The organism is Micromonospora sp. M71_S20, assembly GCF_003664255.1.
Classification (GTDB): domain Bacteria; phylum Actinomycetota; class Actinomycetes; order Mycobacteriales; family Micromonosporaceae; genus Micromonospora.
In genome coordinates, this window is the sequence record NZ_RCCV01000004.1 from 809,027 (window position 1) to 832,052 (window position 23,026).

17 protein-coding genes are annotated in these 23,026 nt (G+C 73.7%); 10 read left to right on the forward strand and 7 right to left on the reverse strand.

The genetic code is table 11. From position 1 onward, the window contains the following. Window positions 1-202: 202 nt before the first annotated feature. The 6 genes from DER29_RS32330 to DER29_RS32355 all read right to left on the reverse strand — a co-directional run bounded on the left by DER29_RS32330 (window position 203) and on the right by DER29_RS32355 (window position 7,614). Complete coding sequence (locus tag DER29_RS32330; protein ID WP_121401393.1) at window positions 203-997, reverse strand: TIGR03084 family metal-binding protein; 795 nt, start codon at window positions 995-997, stop codon at window positions 203-205. Between the two features lie 105 nt (window positions 998-1,102). Further along, on the reverse strand, window positions 1,103-2,785 hold the full coding sequence (locus DER29_RS32335; RefSeq protein ID WP_158619132.1) for a DHA2 family efflux MFS transporter permease subunit: 1,683 nt from the start codon (window positions 2,783-2,785) through the stop codon (window positions 1,103-1,105). After that, a complete protein-coding gene (locus tag DER29_RS32340) occupies window positions 2,769-3,863 on the reverse strand; it encodes a carboxymuconolactone decarboxylase family protein (protein WP_121401395.1) in 1,095 nt (364 codons plus the stop codon). The genes DER29_RS32335 and DER29_RS32340 overlap by 17 nt, the downstream gene beginning before the upstream one ends. 102 nt (window positions 3,864-3,965) lie before the next feature. After that, window positions 3,966-5,600 carry an FAD-dependent oxidoreductase gene (locus DER29_RS32345; RefSeq protein ID WP_121401396.1) on the reverse strand — a complete coding sequence of 545 codons (1,635 nt, stop codon included), beginning with the start codon at window positions 5,598-5,600 and terminating at the stop codon, window positions 3,966-3,968. Next, window positions 5,597-6,166 carry a DUF5987 family protein gene (locus DER29_RS32350; RefSeq protein WP_121401397.1) on the reverse strand — a complete coding sequence of 190 codons (570 nt, stop codon included), beginning with the start codon at window positions 6,164-6,166 and terminating at the stop codon, window positions 5,597-5,599. The genes DER29_RS32345 and DER29_RS32350 overlap by 4 nt, the downstream gene beginning before the upstream one ends. A gap of 386 nt (window positions 6,167-6,552) precedes the next feature. After that, window positions 6,553-7,614, reverse strand: a complete 1,062-nt coding sequence (locus tag DER29_RS32355) for an NAD-dependent epimerase/dehydratase family protein (protein ID WP_121401491.1) — start codon at window positions 7,612-7,614, stop codon at window positions 6,553-6,555. A 197-nt stretch (window positions 7,615-7,811) separates the two neighbouring features. Between DER29_RS32355 and DER29_RS32360 the strand changes: the two genes are divergently transcribed. The 9 genes from DER29_RS32360 to DER29_RS32400 all read left to right on the forward strand — a co-directional run bounded on the left by DER29_RS32360 (window position 7,812) and on the right by DER29_RS32400 (window position 20,795). Then, window positions 7,812-8,885 carry a carboxymuconolactone decarboxylase family protein gene (locus DER29_RS32360; protein ID WP_121401398.1) on the forward strand — a complete coding sequence of 358 codons (1,074 nt, stop codon included), beginning with the start codon at window positions 7,812-7,814 and terminating at the stop codon, window positions 8,883-8,885. 113 nt (window positions 8,886-8,998) lie between these two features. Next, window positions 8,999-9,577 (forward strand): hypothetical protein, encoded by a 579-nt coding sequence (locus tag DER29_RS32365; protein ID WP_121401399.1) that lies wholly within the window; start codon window positions 8,999-9,001, stop codon window positions 9,575-9,577. After that, window positions 9,574-10,188, forward strand: a complete 615-nt coding sequence (locus tag DER29_RS32370; RefSeq protein ID WP_158619133.1) for a copper resistance CopC family protein — start codon at window positions 9,574-9,576, stop codon at window positions 10,186-10,188. The genes DER29_RS32365 and DER29_RS32370 overlap by 4 nt, the downstream gene beginning before the upstream one ends. Before the next feature lie 176 nt (window positions 10,189-10,364). After that, complete coding sequence (locus tag DER29_RS32375; protein ID WP_121401401.1) at window positions 10,365-11,360, forward strand: DUF1702 family protein; 996 nt, start codon at window positions 10,365-10,367, stop codon at window positions 11,358-11,360. 202 nt (window positions 11,361-11,562) lie between these two features. Then, on the forward strand, window positions 11,563-12,525 hold the full coding sequence (locus DER29_RS32380) for a DUF1702 family protein (protein WP_121401402.1): 963 nt from the start codon (window positions 11,563-11,565) through the stop codon (window positions 12,523-12,525). Between the two features lie 73 nt (window positions 12,526-12,598). After that, window positions 12,599-18,439, forward strand: a complete 5,841-nt coding sequence (locus tag DER29_RS32385) for a type I polyketide synthase (RefSeq protein WP_121401403.1) — start codon at window positions 12,599-12,601, stop codon at window positions 18,437-18,439. A 3-nt stretch (window positions 18,440-18,442) separates the two neighbouring features. Continuing rightward, complete coding sequence (locus DER29_RS32390; RefSeq protein WP_121401404.1) at window positions 18,443-18,883, forward strand: thioesterase family protein; 441 nt, start codon at window positions 18,443-18,445, stop codon at window positions 18,881-18,883. 20 nt (window positions 18,884-18,903) lie between these two features. Next, window positions 18,904-19,437 carry a flavin reductase family protein gene (locus DER29_RS32395; RefSeq protein WP_121401405.1) on the forward strand — a complete coding sequence of 178 codons (534 nt, stop codon included), beginning with the start codon at window positions 18,904-18,906 and terminating at the stop codon, window positions 19,435-19,437. After that, window positions 19,434-20,795, forward strand: coding sequence for a cytochrome P450 (locus tag DER29_RS32400; protein WP_121401406.1), 1,362 nt, complete (start codon window positions 19,434-19,436; stop codon window positions 20,793-20,795). Before DER29_RS32395 ends, DER29_RS32400 begins: the two co-directional genes overlap by 4 nt. Before the next feature lie 224 nt (window positions 20,796-21,019). Here DER29_RS32400 and DER29_RS32405 read toward each other — a convergent pair whose 3' ends face one another. Then, window positions 21,020-21,784 carry a helix-turn-helix domain-containing protein gene (locus tag DER29_RS32405; RefSeq protein WP_121401407.1) on the reverse strand — a complete coding sequence of 255 codons (765 nt, stop codon included), beginning with the start codon at window positions 21,782-21,784 and terminating at the stop codon, window positions 21,020-21,022. A gap of 459 nt (window positions 21,785-22,243) precedes the next feature. Here DER29_RS32405 and DER29_RS32410 point away from each other — a divergent pair, with 459 nt between their 5' ends. Next, complete coding sequence (locus tag DER29_RS32410; protein WP_121401408.1) at window positions 22,244-22,870, forward strand: MerR family transcriptional regulator; 627 nt, start codon at window positions 22,244-22,246, stop codon at window positions 22,868-22,870. The last annotated feature ends 156 nt before the right edge of the window (window positions 22,871-23,026 follow it).

Genomic DNA, 23,026 nt, shown 5'->3' on the forward strand with positions numbered 1-23,026 from the left:
CGCGCAGCCGGTCCGGAGCCGGGCAACCGGATGCTGGTACGACCGCCGCCGTGCCGAGGTCGTCGGCTGAACACCGGCGGGGCCCGCCCCCATGTCGGAGGGGCCGTCCGTCGGACGGCCCCTTCGACATGGGGCAACCGCTGGCGGAGCCCGCCGCGGCGCGGGATCCCGGTCGGCTACGCGCAGGTCGCCCCGCGGAAGGTCAGGAGTCGGCGAACTGCCCGGGAGCCCGGCCGGGACCGGCCGGCCCTCGGTACGCCTGGGCGATGTCCAGCCAGTGCTCGGCCTCGGCGCCCACCGCCGTCACCGACAGGTCGGCGCGGTGCCGTCGTCGGGTGACCAGCAGGCAGAAGTCGGCGGCGGGACCGGTGACGACCTGCTCGGCGTCGGACGGGCCGAACCGCCAGAGCGCCCCCGACGGCGCGGTGATCTCGAAGCGTAGGGCGACGTCCGGAGTGGGCAGACCGCGCGCCTGGTAGCCGAAGTCCCACGTGCGCACGGCGAACTCGACGAGGTGGCGCAGCCGGTCGGTGCGCTCGCGGCGTACGCCGAGGGCGTCGGCGATGTCCTGGCCGTGGCCGAACAGCTCCATCATCCCGGCCGCGGCGAGCACCGGCGCCGGGAGCGGCCGGACGAGCCAGGGCACCAACTGCCCGGGCTCGACGGCGGCGAGCGCCTTCTCCGCGGCGGCCCGCTCCGTACGCCACCGGCCCATCAGCGCCGCGGGCGCCTCGGCCAGATAGGGCGCCATCGCCACGTCCACGTTCGCGTCGAAGTCGTCGCTCAGGCGGCCCGTCAGGGCCCGGAACTTGTCCGGGTCGGCGGCCGCCAGCCCGGCCATCCGGAAGGTCGCGGCCAGGTGCGCGATCTGGTGCGCGACCGTCCAGCCCTCGGCCGGGGTGGCCCTCCGCCACCCCGCGTCGTCCAGGTCGACGAGCATGCGGTCGACGTCGTCGCCCTCGGCCTCCAGTGCGGCGAACACATCCTGATCTGTCACGCGCTGATCCTCTCGCTGCGGGTGTCGAGTGCACGTCGCCGGCGCTGCGCGCCCGATGGTCGACGGGGAAGGAAGGAGATCGGCAGCCGCGTCGGCGCCGCCGCCTCAATCATCGGCAGGGGGTGGGGCGGGCGTCTTCTCCCGCTGTGCCGAGGGCGGGGCCCCCACCGCCGGGTGCGCGCGCAACCGCAACGCGACCAGGCTGCCGAGCAGCAGGACGCCCCCCACCACGGCCAGCGCCGGCCGGACGGCGGGCAGGAACGCGGCGTTGAAGGCGTCCGTGGCCAGCGCCGCGTACCGGTCGGCCAGCGCCGGCGGCGTTCCCGCCGGCACGACGAAACCGCCGGCCTGGCCGGCACCCAGCCTGATGCCCTGCTCGGCGGCGCCGAAGCCGTCCAGGAAGGCCGCCCGGGCCTCGGGAGGCAGCGTCGCCGCCCGGGCGCGGGCCGCCTCCGGCAGGGTGTCGGCGAGCCGGTGTTGCAGCACCGCCCCGACGACCGCTGCGCCGAGCGCGCCGCCGACCTGGCGGGCGGTGTTGAGCACGCCCGCGGCGGCGCCGGCCAGCCGGGCGGGCACCTCGCGCATGGCCTCGGTGGTGGTCGGCGCGATGGACGCCCCCATGCCGACGCCGACGGCGATCAGCGGTACGACGAACGTGCCGACGGTGGAGCGCGGCGTGACCAGCACCGCCATGCCCAGCACGCCGAGCGCGTACACGGTGAGCCCGCCCGCGAGCAGGCGCCGGCCGCCCAGGCGGTCGGTGAGCCGCCCGGCGACCGGCGCGACGGCGCTGAGCACCAGCGTCCAGGGCAACGCGGCGAGACCGGACTCCAGCGGGCTCATGCCGAGCAGCGACTGCGTCTCGATCACGAAGACCAGCAGGAAGCCGTACAGCCCGAACGAGCTGACGAGCGTGATCAGGGTCGCCGGGGCGAAGTTGCGCAGGCGGAACAGGCCGGGCGGGACGAGCGGCTCCCGCTGTCGGCGCTCGCGCAGCGCGAACACCACCGCGCACACCGCCGAGGCGGCCAGGATCGCCGGGATGCTCACGGGCCCGCGTACCGTGCCCCAGTCGTGCCGTTCGCCCTCGATGAGGGCGTACATGAGGCCCACCAGCGCGGCGGTGGCCAGGAGCACGCCGGGCACGTCGAGGTGGCGCGGCCGGCGGGTGCGCAGGTCGGGGACGAGCCACCAGGCCAGGGCGACGCCCGCCACGCTGAGGGGCACGTTCAGGTAGAAGATCCACTCCCAGCCGAACCGGGTGATCACGAGCCCGCCGAGGGTGGGTCCGCTGACGGCGGCCACGCCGGCGACGGCGGTGAAGATGCCGAAGGCGGCGCCGCGCCGTGCGGCCGGAAAGATGCCGGAGATGAGGACCAGCGCCTGCGGCAGCAGCGCCGCGGCGCCCACGCCCTGCACCACCCGCGCGCCGATGAGCTGCCCCGGGGACTGGGCCGCCCCGCAGAGCACCGAGGCCACCGCGAACACCGCCATGCCGGCCATGAAGACGGTACGCGGACCGAACAGGTCGCCGAGGCGCCCGGCGACGATGAGCAGGGACGCCAGCGCCAGCAGGTAGCCGTTCAGCACCCACAGCATGCTGTCGATGCCGGTGTCCAGCGACCGCATCATGTCGGGCACGGCCGTGTTGACGATGCTCGTGTCGAGCAGGATGAGGAAGTTGCCGAGGCACAGCACCAGCAGTGCCGCCCACGGGTTGCCGGACCTCGCCCGCGGCAGCGTCCCCACCGCGTCGACGGCCGGCCCCGGATCACGACTCGCCCGCACGCGAGGCCTCCTCCCCGACGGCGAGGTCGGCGCCGGGTACGCCGGCCGGGGGCGGGGCGGGGCCGTCCTCGTACAGCCGGGCCCCGATCCGGCGGGCCGCGGCCAGGCTCGCCCAGGCGGTGACCGCGACCAGCGTGGCGTCGTCGGCACCGCCGGCACGGCAGGCGGCGACGTCGGCGTCGGTGACCCGGTACGGCGCGAGCGCGGTCAACAGCGCCAGCCGGGCGGCCGGTCGCTCGGCCGGCGACAGCTCGGCGACGGCGGCGTCGACCCACCGCCCGCCGCCCGGCGCCGGGGGCGGGGCGTCGGCCAGGCAGGCCAGTACCCGCCGCCGGACGTGCTCCGGCAGGGCGGCCTCGCCGCGGCGGCGGACCGCCTGGCCGGCGCGGGCGAAGGCGGCGGCCACGTGCGGCTGGCCGACGGCCCAGGCCAGGTCGGCCTCCGGCGGGGCGGGTGGCAGCAGCTCCAGGGAACGACCGGGTGGCCTGTCGGCGCGGGCCAGCGCCCCCATGATGCGGGCGGCCGTGCGCCGGACCCCGGTGCGCATCCCGGCCGGCGTGGGCGGCAACGGGGAGTCCTGGAGGAAGACGCTCACCATCCGGTTGAGGTAGTGGAAGGCCACCACCACGCCGATCAGCTCCGGCCCGTGCTCGGCAGGGAACGGCGGCCGACGGCGGCGCGCAGGGCTGTCGGCCCCGCTGTGCCGGGCCCACTCGGCCAGGGCCCGCAGCCGCCGGTCGCCGATCCCGCCGACCCCGGCCGCCAGCCACCCGCCCGCGTCGCCCAGCAGCCCGGCCGCCGTCGCGCCGTGCACCTCCACGCAGTACGGGCACCGGTTGCTCTCGGAGACGGCGGTGGCCACCACCTCCTTCGCGTCGCGGCCGACCAGCCCCTCGGCGAGCAGCGTCTCGCGCAGCATGAGCCAGCACGCGCGCAGCACGTCGGGGGCGGGGGAGTGCAGCAGCACCGGGGGCGCGAGGACCCCGAAGTCGTCGACCATCTGCCGGTAGACCCGGGCGACGGGCCCGTCGGCGGCGTCCGGGGCGACCGGCGTCACGTGCCGGACGTGGGTCAGCATCGTGCGGCTCGTCACCCGAGCCAGTCGCCTGCCCATCGGTCTCCTTCCTGGTCGGGCGGGCCGAGGGCCGGAAGCGGGGCGCGCCCCCGGCCCGTCGTGGTCCTAGCCGGGCACGACCTGGGGCACCGCGGTGGCCGTCCCCTCGGGCAGCGAGCCGTGGTAGGTGACCGGCACGCCGCGCTCCTGCGCCGCGCGGACGATGCCGGGCACGGCGCGCTCGGCGAGCGCGGCGATGGTGAGGGCCGGGTTGACGGTGAGCGCGCCCGGCACCGCCGAGCCGTCGGTGACGAAGATGCCGGGGTGCTGCCGCAGCTCGTGCCGGTCGTCGAGGGCGGACGTCGCCGGGTCGTCGCCGATCCGGCAGGACGACAGCGGGTGCACCGTGTACGCGCCCACCACGTCGTTGGTCCACGGCATCACCCGGGCCAGCCCGTCGCGCTCCAGGATGTCCCGGGCGTCCGCGTCGGCGGCGGCCCAGCCCCGCAGGGTGTTGGCGGTGGGCCGGTAGCGCAGCGGACCCCGGCCGAGCATCTGCTGGGAGATGCGGTCCGCGTTGCCGGTCGCCGGCGGCGGTCCGAAGACGCCCTCGTTGTCGTCCTCCGACATCGTGAACAGCGTCAGCCACGACTGCCAGCGGCGCAGCATGTCCTTCTTCGCCAGGCCGAACCAGCTCGGTCCCTGTGCGTCGGGCACCTGGGCGAGGATCGTGCCCAGCCCCAGCGGGAAGAAGAGTTGCTCCAGCGAGTACCGCTCGTACTCGGGCAGGTCCGGATCGAGCTTGTCCCAGGTCGCCACTGTCGGCCCGCGGCCGATCTGGTTGGCGTCGTATCCCCGGCCGTCGGGCCGGCTGAGGCCGAGCACCTCCCGGACCCGGTCGTCGTCGAAGACGGCCGTGTTGAGCCGCTCCCCGTTGCCGGAGAAGTACCGGCCGACGGCGGAGGGCATCGTGCCGAGGGTGGGCTCCGAGCGTTGCAGGATCACCGGGGTCGCGCCGGCCCCGGCGGCCACGATCACGATCTTGGCGTCGATCGTCCCGCTGTCGTGCAGGATCCGGTAGTCCTCGCCGTCGACCACGCGGTAGTGCACCCGGTAGCCGCCGTCGTCGGTGCGGGAGAGGTGCTGCACCTCGTGCAGCGGCCGGATCTCGGCGCCGTGCGCCAGGGCCGCCGGCAGGTAGTTCAGCAGCAGGGAGCGCTTGGCGTCGAAGCGACACCCGGCCATCATCCAGTTGCAGTTGGTGCACTTGTCGACGTCCACGGCGGACGGCACCGGGTTGGCCGTGCGCCCGGCGTGCGCGCAGGCCGCGGCGAAGAGGCCGCCGGCGTACGGCACCTTGTCCCAGCTCTGCATCGTGATCGGGAGCGCCTCGCAGACCCGGTCGTACCAGGGGTCGAGGGTGTCGCGGGTGATGGCCGCCGGCCACATCCGCCGGCCGATGCTGCCCTGCCGCTCGAAGACGAACCGTGGCGCGCGCGGCATGGTGGCGAAGTAGACGACGCTGCCGCCGCCGACGCAGTTGCCGCCGAGCACGCTCATCCCGTCGCCCACGGTGAAGTCGAAGATCCGGGTGTACGACGAGCCGAGCTTGAAGTCGTGGTCGAACTCCTCGCTGGACAGCCACGGTCCCCGTTCCAGGACCACCACGCGCGCCCCGCCCGCGGCCAGGTGGTACGCGGGGATCGCCCCGCCGAAGCCGCTGCCGATCACCACGACGTCGGTGCTTGCGCCACTGGTCATGCCGGACTCCCTGTGGGGGTGGTGTGCGGGTGCGGTCGCGACAGCGGGCGTCCGTACGAGTACTCGGGGAACCGCCACAGTCCGTCGTCGTCGGGTCTGGTGATGCCGATCGCCAGCAGCCCCGGGTGCCCCGCGGCGAGTGCGTCGCGCGTGTTCATGTGGGCTGCGCTGTCGTAGGCCATGTTGCTGAACAGGGCGAGCCCCACCCACATCTCCTTCTCCGGGTTGTCCGGGGCGAGCAGGTGACTCAGCAGCGCGGTGCGATGGTCGAACGCGAGGCCGACGAAGGGCGGCACCGCCGGGTCGAGGGTCAGGCCGTTGGCCTCGGCGTACCTGGTCGCGTGCGCGTTGAGGGCCTCACTGAGCGTGCCCAGCATCAGCGACACCCCGCCGGCCGGGTCCTCCATCAGGGCCAACGCCCCCGACTCGACCGCGCCCCCGTCGGGCGAGACGCCGGCGATCGCCCGGTCGTCGGCGGACCGCTTCGTCCCGGGGATGATGGTGTCGGCGAACGCCTCCAGCGTCAGCACGCGCGCCTGCTGTTCCTCGGGTGTTTCCGGTTGCACGGCGCTACCTCCTTAAGGGCGGGCGCGTCGGTCTCTAGTCCCGCCGAGTCGTTTTCGGGCAGCCTTTTGCCAACGCCGGTAAAGGCGACGGAAGCAAGGGGTGAAATGGTGGTCGCCCGGAATTACTCCGTGCGGCGCGGATGGTGCGCGAAGTTCTGCATAATCCTGGCTACCGACGCAGCTGGGACGCACCTCCTGTTTTGCTGAGGCCGATCACCGGCGGGCCGTGGGAAAGGTCAGCGAAACTGTGCGCGGTGGCGCGTCACGCAAATGTGCGGGCCACGTCGACCGGTGCCCGGGTCACCCGGAGTCGCCGCTGAGGCAACGCCAGCTGCGGCGACCGCTCCGCGCGGCGGGGCGCCGCCGGTCGCGGCGGGTCGGGCGGGTCAGAGCGGGTTGGCGGCCCGGCGCGGCGCGGCGGTCGCCGGGAGCGCGGCGAGCCCGGCCTGGCGCCGGCTCAGCCGCCCGGTGCGGTGCAGCCAGCGCACGGTGTCGGTCATCGTCTCGTCGAGCGACCGGCTCGCCGGCCCGAGCAGTTCCTGGGTGGGCGTGGCGTCCATCGGGCGGGCGGTGGCGCAGAGGTAGATGGCGCCGTGCTCGGCGGGCAGGTGGACGGGCGACAGCCGCTGCGCCGCACTGACCAGGTGGCCCATCGGCAGCAGGGCGCGGGCCGGCAGCCGCAGGGTGGGCAGGGTCCGCCCGGTGACCCGGCGCAGCGCGTCGACGAACTCGCGGGTCGTGACGTAGCGGCCGGGGGCCGGGTAGCGGCGGGGTCCGCGCCCGGGTTCGAGCACCGCCGCGTGCAGCCGGGCCACGTCCCGCACGTCGCCGACGGGGAAGCCGCCGGTCGGCCACAGCGGCATGAGCCCGCGCAGCACGTTGCGTACCCGCGTCGTCTGGTCGCCCAGGTGGGGGTCGTCGGGCCCGAGCGAGGCCAGCGGGTAGGTGATCACCACCGGCGCCCCGTCGTCCTGGTGCCGGCGGGCGACGCGCTCGGCGGCGGCCTTGCTGCGCAGGTACGCCTCCCCGGGCGCGCCGACCGGCGAGTCGACGGTCAGCGGCGACCGCGCGGCCGGCAGCAGCGCCCCGAAGGTGGAGACGTGCACGATCGGGTCGAGGCCCGCCGCCCGCGCCGCCCCGAGCACCACCTCGGTGCCGCGCAGGTTGACCGCCGCCATCCGCGCCCGGTCCCGGGCGTCGAAGCTGTAGACGCCGGCGGCGTGCAGCGCGGCGGCGCAGCCGTCGGCGGCCCGGCCCACGGCGGCGGGATCGGTGACGTCGCCGGTGACCAGCTCGACCCGCTCGGCGTGGGCGCCCAGCGCGGTCAGCATCCGGCGGGCGCGGGACGGGTCGCGCACGAGCATCCGGACGCGGTGGCCGCCACCGAGGATGGCGGCCGTCGAGTGGGAGCCGATGAATCCGGTGCCACCGGTTACCAGGACCAGCATCGCGACTCCCATGGGTGGGGGACTGGGGTCGTCGCCATCATCGGCAGGCCCCGCTGGCGGGGCCTTCTCCGAAGGTGCTCAACCGGTGCCGACCGCGTCATCCGGGCCGCCGGACTCCCAATACTGGCAGTGCCGCAGTCGTCGGGAGCCGCCGTCGTGACCGTCCGACGGGGGCGACGCGGAGCAGGAGGCAGATCATGATCGCTCGTCGGGTGGCCTCGTCGGTGGTCCAGCGCCAGGTCAACTACGTCACGCCGGTCCCGCCGGGAGCCGCACGAGGGCTGGTGGACACCGTGTACGCGCAGGTCGCGCAGGAGATGCAGCTCGTCGTGCCGCCCGCGCAGCTGCACTCCCCGTCGCCGGAGGTGCTGGCCGCGTACTGGATGGTCATGCGGGAGCCGCTGCTGCCGACGGAGCCCCTGGACCGGGCGACCAAGGAGGCGGTGGCCGCCGCCGTGTCGGTGGCGAACATCTGCCCGTACTGCGTGGACATGCACAGTGTCGGGCTCTACGAGCTGTCGACCGAGCACGACGCGGAGGCGATCGTGGCCGACCGGCTCGCCGAGATCACCGACCGGCGCATCCGCGACGCGGCCGAGTGGGCCCGTACGGCGCACCAGCCGCGGACCCCGCGGCCGGTCCTGCCGTTCTCGGAGCGGGACCGCCCGGAGCTGGTCGGCGTGGTCGTGGGCTTCCACTACATCGCCCGTGTGGTCAACGTCTTCCTCCCCAACTTCCTGCTCCCGCCGGGGCTGGCGCCACGGGCACGGCGGCGCCTGAAGCGGGGCATCGGCTGGATCATGCAGGGGACGCTGCGCGACCCCCGGGCGCCGGGCCGCTCGGTGGGGCTGCTGCCGCCGGCGCCGCTGCCGGCGGAGGCCGGCTGGGCGGCGGGCAGCCCGCACGTGGCCGGGGCGATGGCCCGCGCGTACGCGGCGTTCGAGGCGGCCGGCGAGCGGGCCGTTCCGCCGGCCGTCCGGGAGCTGGTCGCGGAGCGCCTCGACGCCTGGCGGGGGGAGGAGACCGGCCTGAGTCGACAGTGGTGCGAACGACTGATCGCACCGCTGCCCGAGGCGGAGCGGGCCGCCGGCCGCCTGGCCCTGCTGACCGCGTTCGCCTCCTACCAGGTCGACAAGGAGGTGGTCACGGAGTTCCGCCGCCACCGGCCGGGCGACGCGGCCCTGGTCGACGCGGTCGCCTGGGCCAGCTTCGCGGCGGCCCGCCGGATCGGCGCGTGGTACGCCCCCGCCAGCTCGCCGGAGCCGGTCTGACGGATTCCCGACCCGGACTGAGCAACATCGGAGGCGTCTGCCCGTGTCCGGGTCGACACGCTGGGTGAAGGTGAGGCGCTCTCGTGCGCCCGTCACCCTCTCGAGGAGGAAACGTGACCAGCAACCAGACGACCCTGCCCGGCGCGTCCGGGCGTTGGGCGACCCTGAACGGAGCGCACCACCGGACGGCGCTGAACCTCTTTCTCCTGATCGTGCTGGCGCACTGGGCCGAGCACCTGGTGCAGGCGTACCAGATCTGGGGTCTGGGCTGGTCGCGGCCGGAGGCGCGCGGGGTGCTCGGCATGCCGTTCCCGTGGCTCGTCAGCTCGGAGTGGCTGCACTACGGCTACGCGATCGTGATGCTCGTGGGGATGTGGATGCTGCGGCCCGGCTTCGTCGGGCGTAGCCGGGGCTGGTGGACCACCGCCCTGGCGATCCAGTTCTGGCACCACATCGAGCACCTGCTGCTGCTGTTGCAGGCGCAGACCGGCCGGCACCTGTTCGACAGCCCCGTGCCCACCAGCCTGCTGCAGGTCGTGATCCCCCGGGTCGAGTTGCACCTGTTCTACAACACGGTCGTCTTCGTGCCGATGGTGATCGCGATGTACCTGCACCTGCGGCCCTCCGTGGCGGAGGCGGAGCAGATGTGGTGCAGCTGCCGGCAGCCCGAGGCCGCGGCGCAGCCCTCGTGACCACCGTGGACGACGCCCGCCGGCCCGAACCGCCCGCACCGGCGACGTCGGTCGGGGCGGTGCAGCGGGCGGCGATCGTCGTGGCGGCCGGTGTCGTGCTGTCGGTCCTGGCGCTGCTCGTCTTCGGCAGCCCGGCCGCGAGCCGGAGACTGGTGCTCAACCCGGGCGACGGGTCGGTCGTCGGGGCCGCGCCCGCCGAGGTGACGCTCACGCTCGGCGGCGCCGAGTCGGCCGATAACGTGCACCTGGCCGTCACGGGACCGACCGGGGCGACCGTCTCGACCGGGAGACCGGCCGTCCGCGACGGCCGCCTGGTCGTGCCGGTGCGCGACGCAGGCCCGGGCGCCTACCGGGTCGCCTACCGCGCCGGGCTGCCCGACGGTCGGCAGGTCGCCGGCCTGGCCGGCTTCACCGTGACCCCCGGCGTCGTCCCGGCCGGCCCCGTCGCTGCGCCGATCGACGACCCGGCCGCGAGCGCCGGGCACGACCACGCGCGCATTGACGGCATCAACGGCGTGCTCCTCCTGCTGGACCTGGGTCTCGTCGGGGTGGCCCTGCTGTTGATGTTCCTGCGGCCACGGCGCGGGGCGGGCCCCGTCGAGGGCCCGTGACCCGGCCCGGACGGCGGCCACCCCGGCGCCGCAACGGCTGGTGACGGCCCGCGCGGCAGTCCGCCGCCGCGGCGGATGAGCGCACAGCGGAAGAGGCGGCCCCGGCCGGCGCGCGGCGACGATGAAGTCACCCGCCGGCCGGGGCCGGCGTCGTCGTACCGACAGGGGGATCTGCCATGCCGACGGTACTGGGCTCCGTACGTCGACTGCTGATGGCGCCGACGCTCGCGGACGTGACCTTCGCGCGTCGGGGCTTCCCGGGCCCCGCCACGGAGGTCACCCGCCGGCTGGAGGCGGTTCCGCAGTCGGTGGTCTGCGGGTTCGAGTGGGGCATCGACACCCGCGACCCGTGGGAGCTGGAGCGCCGGCTCGCCCTCGTCGACCGGGAACTGCTCGGCTTCGCCTACGAGGGCGCCACGATGGCCTGCACCATCCTCGACGTCATGGGGCCCCGGCGCGGCACCCGCACCCGCGACCTGCTGCGGGGGCCCGGCGCGCCCCACCTCTTCCTCGCCTACATCGGCATCGGGTTCGCCATGGCGCGCCTCCCGCGGCCCCTCTGGCGGCACGTGGTGCCCGATCTCACGGGCTCCCCGTACCACCCGACGATGACCTGGCTGGCAGTGGACGGCTACGGGTTCGACCGCGCCTACTTCGACCTCGACCGGTGGGTGACCCGGCAGGAGCGGCTGGCGGCGTACCCGTGGCAGGGGCACGGGGACTACTTCGCGCGGGCCACCGACCAGGGCCTCGGGCGGGCGCTGTGGTTCATCCACGGCGCCCGCACCGCGGAGGTGGCCGGGGCCGTGCGGGCCTTCGCCGCCGACCGGCACGGTGACCTCTGGAGCGGGGTGGGGCTCGCCGCCACCTTCGCCGGCGGCGCCGACACCGAGGCGCTCGTGGCGCTGCGCGGCGAGGCCGGCGGTTGCGCGCCGGACCTGGCCCAGGGCGCGGTCTTCGCCGCCAAGGCCCGCAGCCACGCCGGGTACGTGCCGGCGCACAGCGAGGCGGCCATGCACGCGCTCGGCGGGTGCTCGGTGGCCGCCGCCGCGGCTCTCGCCGACGACGTGGCGGTCCGCGCGGAGCCGGCCGGGCGGCTGCCGGCGTACGAGCTCTGGCGGCGCAACGTCCGCGCGCACTTCGAGCCGGCCGGCGTCGGTCACGACCACTGAGCCCGCCCGCGTCGCCCGCCGTGGCGGCGCCGTGCCGCCCCGGACTCCGTGGACCCACGGAGTCCGGGGCGGACGTGAACGTTTCGAATAGTTGCGATGAATGCGCAAATTTGAAGAAATCAACTCATCGCGCGCTTGTCATCATCAAAACAGATGTCCATCCCTGTTCGACGGAAACACCGACCCTTTGGGGGAACGTGCGATGCAGAGCCTGCGTGATCTGCGGCGCAGAATCCTGACGCCAGATATCTCCGACACAAAAATGGACGTACGCGGATTCCACGTCAAGGACGAGGAATCGAAGGCGCTGCTCGAAACCGTCGGCGCCTCATTCCTCACCGGTTACGGATACGCCGCCGAGGCGCCGACCGCGGCGGCCGCCGAACGTCGCCTGGAAACGGTGCCGACGCGTTTTCGTGGCTTCGCGTACGAGGGCGCCGGGATGGGCTTCGCCGTCCGGGACGCGCTGCGGCCGGGCCGCCCCCGGCACGTGGCGAACCTGCTCGCGGGCCGGGGCGACGCGCACGTCTACATGATCTACGTGGGCGTCGGCTGGGCGATGGCGCGGGTGCCGCGGATGCGCTGGGGCCGGCTGCACGCCCCGGATCCGCTGCTGCGCTGGCTGGTGCTCGACGGCTACGGCTTCCACCAGGCGTACTTCCACACCGACCGGTACGTGTACGGGCAGTACCGCCACCCGCGGTTCCCCTGGCCGGCCGACGGTCCACAGGGGTACGCCGACCGGGTCATCGACCAGGGCATCGGCCGGGCCACCTGGTTCGTCGGCGGCACCGACGTGGACCGGGTGACGGAGATCTTCGGCGCGTTTCCGGCGCACCGGCGGGCCGACCTGTACGCCGGGGCCGGCCTGGCCGCCACCTATGCCGGAGGGGCCACCGAGGCGGACCTGCGCCGCTTCCGCGACCGCGCCGGCGACTACCGCGTGGACCTCGCCCAGGGCAGTGCCTTCGCGGCAGGGGCCCGGGTACGAGCGGGTCTGGTCGTTCCGCACAACGAGATCGCCACCCAGGTGTTCTGCGGCGTGTCGACCGCCGAGGCGGCGAAGGCCACCGACGTCACCGTGCCCGCCGAACCGCACGGAGCTGAACCCGCCTACGAGCGGTGGCGACGTGCCATCGCCGCGGAATTCGAGGGGTGGTGCTGAGCGTGGCGCCCCGAGTCCCGATCGAGTCCATGCCCCGGCGATCCACCATTACGCGCGACAACGGAGAAACCTCGTGACCAGGATCGCTGTCGTGGGGATGGCGTGCCGCTACCCGGATGCCACATCCCCGCGGGAACTGTGGGAGAACGCCGTCGCCGGGCGCCGCGCCTTCCGGCGGCTGCCCGAGGAACGGATGCGACTGGACGACTACTACGACCCCGACCCCGCCACGCCCGACCGTTTCTACGCCCGCAACGCGGCGGTCATCGAGGGCTACGAGTTCGACCGCATCGCGTACAAGGTCGCCGGTAGCACCTACCGCTCCACCGACCTCACCCACTGGCTCGCCCTCGACATGGCGGCCATGGCGCTGGCCGACGCCGGGTTCCCGATGGCGGAGGGACTGCCCCGCGAGCGCACCGGCGTGGTCGTCGGCAACACGCTGACCGGCGAGTTCTCCCGGGCCAACCAGCTGCGGCTGCGCTGGCCGTACGTGCGCCGCATGGTCGCCGCCGCGCTCAAGGAGCAGGACTGGGACGACGACCAGCTCACCACGTTCCTCGAGGACTTCGAGGCGACCTTCAAGGGCCCGTTCCCGGAGGTCGACGAGGACACCCTCGCGGGTGGGCTGTCCAACACCATCGCCGGGCGCATCTGCAACCACTTCGACTTCAAGGGCGGCGGCTACACCGTCGACGGCGCCTGCTCCTCGTCCCTGCTCTCCGTCGCCACCGCGTGCAAGACCCTCTGCGACGGCGAGGTCGACGTGGCGGTCGCCGGCGGGGTCGACCTGTCCATCGACCCCTTCGAGATCATCGGCTTCGCCAAGACCGGCGCGCTGGCGCGCGGCGAGATGCGGGTCTACGACCGCGGCTCGAACGGGTTCTGGCCCGGCGAGGGCTGCGGCATGGTGGTCCTGATGCGCGAGTCGGAGGCCCGCCAGGCGGGACACCGCATCTACGCCACCATCGCGGGCTGGGGCATCTCCTCCGACGGCAAGGGCGGCATCACCCGGCCCGAGGTCGCCGGCTACCAGCTCGCCCTGCGCCGGGCGTACGAACGGGCCGGGTTCGGCATCGAGACCGTCGGGCTCTTCGAGGGCCACGGCACCGGCACGGCGGTCGGCGACGCCACCGAGCTCCAGGCGCTGTCGCTGGCCCGGCGCACCGCCGACGCGAACTCCCCGCAGGCCGCCATCAGCTCCATCAAGGGCATGATCGGGCACACCAAGGCGGCGGCCGGCGTCGCCGGCCTGATCAAGGCCGCGATGGCGGTGCACCACGAGATCCTGCCGCCGACCATCGGCTGCGTCGACCCGCACGAGATCCTCACCGCCGAGCAGGCCGCGCTGCGGGCCCTGCGCAAGGCCGAGGCCTGGCCGCGCGACCTGCCGGTCCGCGCCGGCGTGACGGCGATGGGCTTCGGCGGCATCAACACCCACATCGTGCTGGAGAACGGGCAGCCCCGTCGCTCGTCCCGGCTGGACAGCCGTTTCCGCAACCTCGCCGCCTCGATGCAGGACGTGGAGCTCCTGCTCGTCGACGGGGGCAACCCGCAGGAGCTGCGCGAGCGGTTGCAGCGCCTCGTCGAGTTCGCGCCCACGGTGTCGTACGCCCAGCTGGGCGACCTCGCCGCCACCCTGCACCGGGAGCTGCGCGACCTGCCGTACCGGGCGGGCGTGGTGGTCTCCTCGCCGGAGGACGCCGAGCGGCAGCTGCGCCGGATCTGCGACGCCCTCGACGCCGGCGAGGTGCGCCTGTTCTCCTCCGACGGCCGCTGCTTCCTGGGCCACGTGAGCGGCCCGGGCCGCATCGGCTTCCTCTTCCCGGGGCAGGGGTCCGGCAAGGGCACCTCGGGTGGTGCGCTGCGCCGCCGATTCGCCGACGTGGAGGAGGTGTACCAGCGGGCGGCGCTGCCGCGCACCGGCGACATGGTCGCCACCGCGGTGGCCCAGCCGCGGATCGTCACCGGTTCGATGGCCGGCCTGCGGGCGCTGTCGCTGCTCAACCTCGACGCGACCGTCGCGGTCGGGCACAGCCTCGGCGAGATCGCCGCCCTGCACTGGGCCGGCGTGCTCGACGAGGAGGCCCTGCTCAGGGTCGCCGGCGTGCGCGGCCGGACCATGGGGGAGCACAGCGCCTCCGGCACGATGGCCAACATCGGCGCCCCGCCGGAGCGGGTGGCCGGGCTGATCGCCGGCCTGTCCGTGGTGATCGCCGCGTACAACGGGCCGGAGCAGACCGTGATCGCCGGCTCGGAGGCCGCGGTGGAGGACGCCTGCGAGCGGGCCCGCTCCGCCGGCCTGCGGACCACGCGGCTGTCGGTGTCCCACGCGTTCCACTCCCCGCTGGTCGAGCCGGCCGCGGACGCCTTCCTCGAGGCGCTGGCGGGGGAGCGGTTCGGGCCCGTCACCCGGCGGGTCGTCTCCACCGTCACCGGCGAACCGCTCGCCCACGACACCGACGTCTCCGCCCTGCTGCGCCGCCAGATCACCGATCCGGTGCTGTTCAGCCAGGCTGTCGCGTTGGCGGCCAAGGAGGTCGACCTGTTCGTCGAGGTCGGTCCGGGGCAGGTGCTCTCCGGCCTCGCGTCGGCCGGCACCGACCTGCCGGCGGTGGCGCTCAACACCGACGACGAGTCGCTGGCGGGCCTGCTGCGCGTCGCGGCGGCCGCGTACGTCGTCGGCGCCGGCGGCGTGGAGGGAACCCTCTTCCACGACCGGCTGGTCCGGCCGCTCGAGGTGGGCCAGAACTTCCGCTTCTTCGCCAGCCCCTGCGAGTCAGCCCCGGTGGTGAGGCTGCCCAAGGGCGCCGGCGTCCGGGTGGCGGGCCCGTCGGCCGCGAACGGGCAGCGGCCGGAGCCGGAGCAGCCGGTCGGCGAGTCGAGCCTGCAACTGCTGCGCCGGTTGGCCGCCGAGCGGGCCGAGCTGCCGCTGGAGATGGTGCACGACGGCAGCCAGCTCCTCGACGACCTGCACCTCAGCTCGATCACCGTCGGCCAGCTGGTCAACCAGGCGGCGCAGCAGCTCGGCGTGCCGGCCGCGCAGACCCCGACCAACTTCGCGACGGCCACCGTCGGGCAGCTCGCCGAGGCCCTGGAGCAGCTCGCCCGGACCGGTCGGGACACCGATACCTCCGGCCCGACCATCGTGCACGGCGTCGCCGACTGGTGCCGGGCCTGGTCGGTCGAGCTCGACGACGCGCCGCCGCCGGTCGTCGCCGGGGCGGAGGCAGACGGTGCCTGGCAGTTGTTCGCCCCTGCCGGGCACCTCATCGCCGAGCCGCTGCGCGCCTCCCTGCAGAGCGCCGGTGTCGGCGCGGGGGTGCTGGTGTGCCTGCCGGAGCGGTGTGCGGAGGCCGATCTCGAACTGGCCCTGCGCGGCGCGCAGGCGGCGGCCGCCGCCGCCCCCGGCACCCGCTTCGTCCTCGTCCAGCAGGGCCCCGGCGCGGCCGGGCTGGCCAAGACGCTACGGCTGGAGGCGCCGCACCTGCGGACCACCATCGTGCACACCCCGCCGGTGCCGGAGGCCGTGGCCCGGGTGACGGCGGAGGTCGCCGCCACCGACGGCTTCGTCGAGGTCCGTTACGACGCCGCCGGGCGGCGCCAGGTGCCCACCCTGCGCGCGTTGCCGGTGCGGCCGGCCGAGACGCGGCCGCCGCTGGGCGCCGAGGACCTGCTGCTGGTCACCGGCGGCGGCAAGGGCATCACCGCGGAGTGCGCCCTGGCGATGGCCGTCGACAGTGGCGCCAGCCTCGCCGTGCTCGGCCGCTCCGACCCCGCCCGGGACGACGAGCTGGCCGCGAACCTCAAGCGGATGGCGGACGCCGGCGTGCGGGTGCGCTACGCCCGGGCCGACGTGGCCGACCCGGAGCAGGTGCGGCAGGCGGTCGACGGGCTCGTCGCCGAGCTGGGACCGGTCACGGCGGTGCTGCACGGCGCGGGCCGCAACGAACCGGCGGCGTTGACCGGCCTCACCATGGACGCGTTCCGCCGCACGTTCGCGCCGAAGGTCGACGGCCTGCGCGCCGTGCTCGACGCGGTCGACGGCGACCGGCTGCGCCTGTTGGTGACGTTCGGCAGCATCATCGGCCGGGCGGGCCTGCGCGGCGAGGCGCACTACGCCACGGCCAACGACTGGCTGGCCGAGCTGACCGTCGACTTCGGCCGACGCCACCCGAACTGCCGCAGCCACTGTCTGGAGTGGTCCGTGTGGTCCGGTGTCGGCATGGGCGAGCGGCTGTCCGTGGTCGAGGCGCTCACCCGCGACGGGATCACCCCGGTCACCCCCGACCAGGGGGTGGCGATGCTCCGACGCCTGCTCGCCGACCCGCAGGCACCGTCGGTGGTGGTGGTCAGCGGGCGTACGGAGGGCATCGACACGGTCCGGATGGACCTTCCGGAGCTGCCGCTGCTGCGGTTCGTGGACCGGCCGCTCGTGCGCTACCACGGTGTCGAGCTGGTCACCGAGGCCGAACTCAAGCCGGTCACCGACCTCTACCTGGACCACCACCGGCTGGACGGCAACCTGCTGTTCCCGGCGGTGTTCGGGATGGAGGCGATGGCCCAGGTCGCCGCCGCGCTGACCGGACGGACCGACACGCCGGTGGTCGAGCGGGCCGAGTTCCTGCGGCCCGTCGTGGTGCCGCCGGACGGCAGCACCACCATCCGGATCGCCACCCTCGTGGTCGACGACGGGGTCGTGGACGCGGTCATCTACAGCGCCGAGACGGAGTTCAGCGCCGCGCACTTCCGGGCGCGGCTGCACTTCACCGGGGCGCGACCGCCGGCGGGCCCGCCCGAACAGGTGCCCGCCGGGCTGCCGAGCGTGCCGCTGGAGCCCGCCACCGACCTGTACGGCGACATCCTGTTCCAGGGTGGACGGTTCCAGCGGCTGCGCCGCTACCACCGTTCGGCCGCCCGGCACGTCGACGCCGACGTCGTCACGGCGCCGCAGACCCGGTGGTTCGCCGACTACCTGCCGGCCACCCTGCTCCTCGGCGACCCCGGCGTGCGGGACGCCCTCATGCACGGCAACCAGGTCTGCGTCCCCGACGCGACGCTGCTGCCGGCCGGGATCGAACGGCTGCACCCGGCGGGGAGCCGGCTGACCGAAACGGAGGAGCTGCGCTACTGCGCCGAGGAGCGCAGCCGCGACGGCGACACCTACGTGTACGACATCGCGCTGCGCGCCGCCGACGGGGCGGTCGTGGAGCGGTGGGAGGGCCTGCGGTTGCGGGCGGTGCGCAAGAGGGACGGCCGCGGACCGTGGGTGGCACCGCTGCTCGGGTCGTACCTGGAGCGGGCCGTCGGCGACCTGGTCGGCGGTGCCGTGGCGGTCGCGGTCGAGCCGGGCCCGGCGGAGCCGTCCGGGCCCGGCGGGCAGGCCGGGCAGGCCGGGCAGGCCGGGCAGAGCACGGCGGACGAGACCCGCAGGCGGCGGGCACGCACCGCCCTGGCTGCCGGCCGGGCGGCGGGCGGGCCGGTCGAGGTGGCGTACCGGCCGGACGGCCGCCCCGAGCTGGCAGACGGGCGGTCCCTGTCGGCCGCGCACAGCGAGAACCTGACGCTGTGCGTGGTGGGGACCGGACCGCTCGCCTGCGACGTGGAGGCGGTACGGGCCCGGGAGGAGTCGGTCTGGCACGGGCTTCTCGGCGCGCACGTCGACCTCGCCCGGCTCTGCGCCGCCGACGGCGGTGAGTCCCTGGACGCGGCGGCCACGCGGGTGTGGGCGGCGATCGAGTGCCTGCGCAAGGCGGGGCTGTCGCACCGGGCGCCGCTGGTCGCGGTGCCTTCGGACCGGGCCGGCTGGCTGGTCTTCGCCTCCGGCGACCTGCGGATCGCCACGCTCGTCACGACCGTGCGGGACCTGCCTGAGCCGATGGCGTTCGCGATCCTCACGGAAGGACGGGCCTAGTCGATGGACAAGTACTTCGAGTACCTGCACACGGTGGGTTTCGAGGAGACCAACCTCGTCGGCAACGTGTACTACGTCAACTACCTGCGCTGGCAGGGGCGCTGCCGGGAGATGTTCCTGAAGGAGCGGGCGCCGGACGTGCTGGCCGACGTACGCGACGACCTGAAGCTGTTCACCCTGCGCGTCGACTGCGAGTTCTTCGCCGAGATCACGGCATTCGACGAGTTGTCCATCCGGATGCGCCTGGAGGAGCTGGCGCAGACCCAGCTCGAGTTCAGCTTCGACTACGTCAAGCTCGACCGGGACGGCGGCGAGACGCTGGTGGCCCGGGGCCGGCAGCGCATCGCCTGCATGCGCGGCCCGAACACCCGCACCGCGCCGGCGAGGGTGCCGGAGGCACTGGTGACGGCGCTCGCGCCGTACACCTCGGCGCGGCGCTCCTGACGGCGCGAGAAGGAGACGTCGTGGACGTACAGCGAACACTCACCGCCGAGATCTCCGACGTGACGGCGCTGCGGCGGGCGTACGGCGCCTTCGCCACCGGCGTCACGGTGGTGACGGTCGGCGGCGCCACCCCGCACGGGATGACCGCCAACTCGTTCACCTCGGTGTCGCTCGATCCGCCGCTGGTGCTGGTGTGCGTCGACCGGAACGCGGTGATGCACGCCTGTCTCTCCGAGACCCGGGAGTTCGGGGTGTCGGTGCTGACCGACGACCAGGAGACGGTGGCCCGCTACTTCGCCGACGGGCGGCGGCCGCTCGGCGGTGAGCAGTTCGACCAGGTCGACTGGCGCCCGGGCGCGACGACGGGTGCGCCGCTGATCAGCGGCGCACTCGCCCACTTCGAGTGCGAGGTGTGGCGTTCCTACGACGGTGGCGACCACACCATCTTCCTCGGCCGGCTGCTCTCGCTGGAGCGCCGGGCGGACGGGGAGGCACTGCTCTTCCTCTCCGGGCGGTTTCGTCAGGTCGAGCGGGAACGGAGTGAGGCGGCATGACGACGATCGAGGAAGGGGCCCGGCGCACGCCGCCGGGCCCGCCCCGCTCCGCCGGCCTGCACATGCTGGTCCTGATGGGCCGGGACCGGCTGCGGATGATGACCCTGGCCGCGGAGCGGTACGGCGACGCCGCCCGGCTGCCGGTCGGTCCCAAGCAGCTTTACTTCTTCAACCACCCCGACCACGCCAAGCACGTCCTGTCCGACAACAGCGCCAACTACCAGAAGGGCATCGGCCTGGTGCACGCCCGCCGGGCGCTCGGTGACGGCCTGCTCACCAGCGAGGGTGAGCTGTGGCGCAAGCAGCGCAAGGTGATCCAGCCGGCGTTCCAGAAGGGACGGCTCGCCCAGTACGCCGGGGTGATCGGCGAGGAGGCCGCGCTGCTGGTCGAGCGGCTGGTGGCGCGGGCCGGCGGCCCTCCGGTCGACGTGCTCGAGGAGATGACCACGCTGACTTTGGGGGTGCTCGGCCGGACCCTGCTCGACGCCGAGCTGAGCGGCTTCCACGGCGTCGGCGGCTCGTTCGCCGCCGTGCAGGACCAGGCGATGTTCGAGCTGGAGACGCTCAGCGCCGTGCCGCCGTGGATCCCGCTGCCCCGGCAGCTGCGGTTCCGGCGCGCCCGCCGCCACCTCCAGCGGGTCGTCGACGAACTCGTCGCCGGCCGGGGCCGGAACGTGGACGGTCGGGACGACGTCCTTTCCCGCCTGATCATCTCGACCCGGCTCGAGAAGGACCCGCGGGTGGCCCGGCAGCGGCTGCGCGACGAGCTGGTCACGCTGCTGCTGGCCGGGCACGAGACGACGGCCAGCACGCTGGGCTGGAGCCTGCACCTGCTCGACCGGCATCCGGAGATCCGGCAGCGGGTCCGCGAGGAGGCCGTGACGGTGCTGGGCGACCGGCTGCCCGGGTACGAGGACCTGCACCGGCTGCGGTTCACGGCGATGGTGGTGGAGGAGGCCATCCGGCTCTACCCGCCGGTCTGGCTCCTGCCCCGCAAGGCCCAGGAGGCCGACGAGATCGGCGGGTACCACGTGCCGGCGGGGGCCGACATCCTCATCTCCCCGTACACCCTGCACCGGCATCCCCGGTTCTGGGACGAGCCGGAGCGGTTCGACCCGGACCGCTTCGACCCGTCGCGCAGCACGGAGCGTCCCCGGTACGCGTACATCCCGTTCGGCGCCGGCCCACGGTTCTGTGTGGGCAACAACCTGGGCATGATGGAAGCCACCCTCGTCCTGGCCATGCTGCTGCGGGACGTGCGCCTGGCCGGGGTGCCGGGCCGGCCGGTGGTGCCCGAGCCGATGCTGTCGCTGCGGGTGCGCGGCGGCCTGCCGATGACGGTCCACAAGGTCAGCTGATCCGCGTCCACCGGTCCCGCGGCCGCTCCGGCGTCCGCGGGACCCGCGCTGTGCGTCCAGCCCTCGTCGCCAGCCCGCCCATCCGCGGTCTGTCCCGCTTGCTGCCCGTGCCCGTGCCCGACGCGCGGCGACAGGGCAGGGCAACGCGCGGGGCCGCCGGCGCCTGTCGGCGCCGGCGGCCCGGTGTGGAAGGCTACCGAAAGCTGTTCGTGCCCTCGGGCGGGTCAGGCGGCGTGCACCTTGGCCGGGTTCTGCCGTTCGAGCGCCGCCTTCCGGCTGTCGAGCAGGGCCAGGAGCACCGGTGGATCGATCTTGGACATCTGCTTGAGGTGGGCGTCCGCGGTCAGGGTCAGCTGTCCGCGGACGGTCAGCGGGCCCACCGAGGACACCATCACCCTGCCCTGCTGGAGGCGCAGCACGTCTCCCGAGACCGAATGGCACAGCAGGTGCCAGGTGCCGTCGGGCACGTTCGCGAAACGGTAGACGCCGGGCGACTCCAGGATGGCGCACCGCACCGGCGGGCCCTCGGGGATACGGTGCGGAAACAGGCCCATGAAGATGAGCCCCGGTACGGGCCCGTCGAGGGGTGCGGTGATCCGTCCCGTGATGACGCCCTGCGATACGCCCGTCGGGCGTTGCGTGGGAATGCGGGGAGCGAAGCCTCCCATGCGTCGGTAGGTGGTGGGAGGCAGGCCGACGCTCTTGGTGAAGCGGGTGCTGAAGGTGCCGACGCTGTTGTAGCCCACCCGGAGGCTGATGTCGGTGACGTTGAGTCTTGTCGTGGTGAGCAGCCGTTTGGCCTCCTGCAGGCGGATCGCGGACAGGAATCGACCTGGGGAGATTCCGGTGACCCGCTGGAAGATGCGCGTGAAGTGGAACTTGCTGAACATGGCCGCTCGTGCCATGTCATCCACCGTCAACTGCTCGGATAAATTGCTCCGCATGGTGTCGATGGCTCGTTCCACTGCCTGCTCTGCTGTGTCGTGCATTTGTCTCCCCCGGATTGCGGACAATCACATTGTGTGGATGTGGCGAATTTGGCCGATTGATTCGTGGTCTCGACCGCCACCATTCCCCGCTAACCGTAATCGATGCTAGCCGAGGCCAGTCGCCCGGTCAACACTTTCTGCGATCGAAGCGTAGCCAGGAGTGACCGCCCGGGGCTTATCATTTCTTGCCCGAAATTGGCACGTTCCACTGTACGTTCGAGGCGAAGATCGCTAGAATTGCTTATCGTATTGTGGAACGTGCCAGTATCCGTGCCGCTGTCTGTCTATCTTTAGCATAATTTTTCGGACATCCGGGGCGTGTTCTGATCTGTGGTGATCAGGCGTCCATGCGGTCCGGTCCACGTCGCGTCTGCCGCCGCCAGGGTCGCTATCAATACATGGCTACCGATCGATCTCTATGGCAAGATTGCCGAAACGTTCGCCAGGGGCGGAGGACGCGTGCGTATCTCGGAACTCAGTCGACAGAGTGGCGTGTCGGTCCCGACGATCAAGTTCTACCTGCGTGAGGGCTTGCTCCCGGCTGGCCTGCCCACCGGCCGCAACCAAGCCGATTACGGCGATCGGCACCTGCGGCGGATCCGCCTGATCCGGACCCTGACCGGGATAGGGGGACTGGACCTGTCCTCCGTCCGGGAGATCCTGGCCGCCATCGACGACGACGAAGCCACGTTGCGGGACGCGTACAAGGTCCTGGACCGAACCCTCTACCTGGAAGGCCCGACGACCCTGGGCCGGGCCGCCGTGGACTGCGCACGCACGGAGGTGGCGGAGCTCGCCGAGGCCCTCGGCTGGTCCACCGAGGCCACCCCCGCCGGCGAGGTGTTGGCCCATGTGCTGGCGGGGCTGCGCAGCCTCGGTTGCGCCGCCGAGGTGACCTTCTTCGTCCCCTACGCCCGCGCCGCCGAACAGCTCGTCATGACGGAACTCGACCTGGCCGCCGACGAGGGTGGTGTCGAGAAGGGCCCGGCACTCCTCCGCAGCGTCCTGTTCGGCGTCGCCCTGTCCGCTCTGCGTCGCATGGCGCACGAGCGCCACGTCGCGATGCGATTTCCCGATCCCGATTGAGTGCGGGCGCCTAACCGCTGACGGTCTGATCCCTGAGCGCTCGCTCATCCGGCGCAGTCGGCCACTGAGCAACTTTTGAGAAGAACTCAGGCCGTGCTCCCGCGACCATAAGTGGGTCGGCCGGCGACTTTCGCATACGGTTCGCCAGGCATCGTG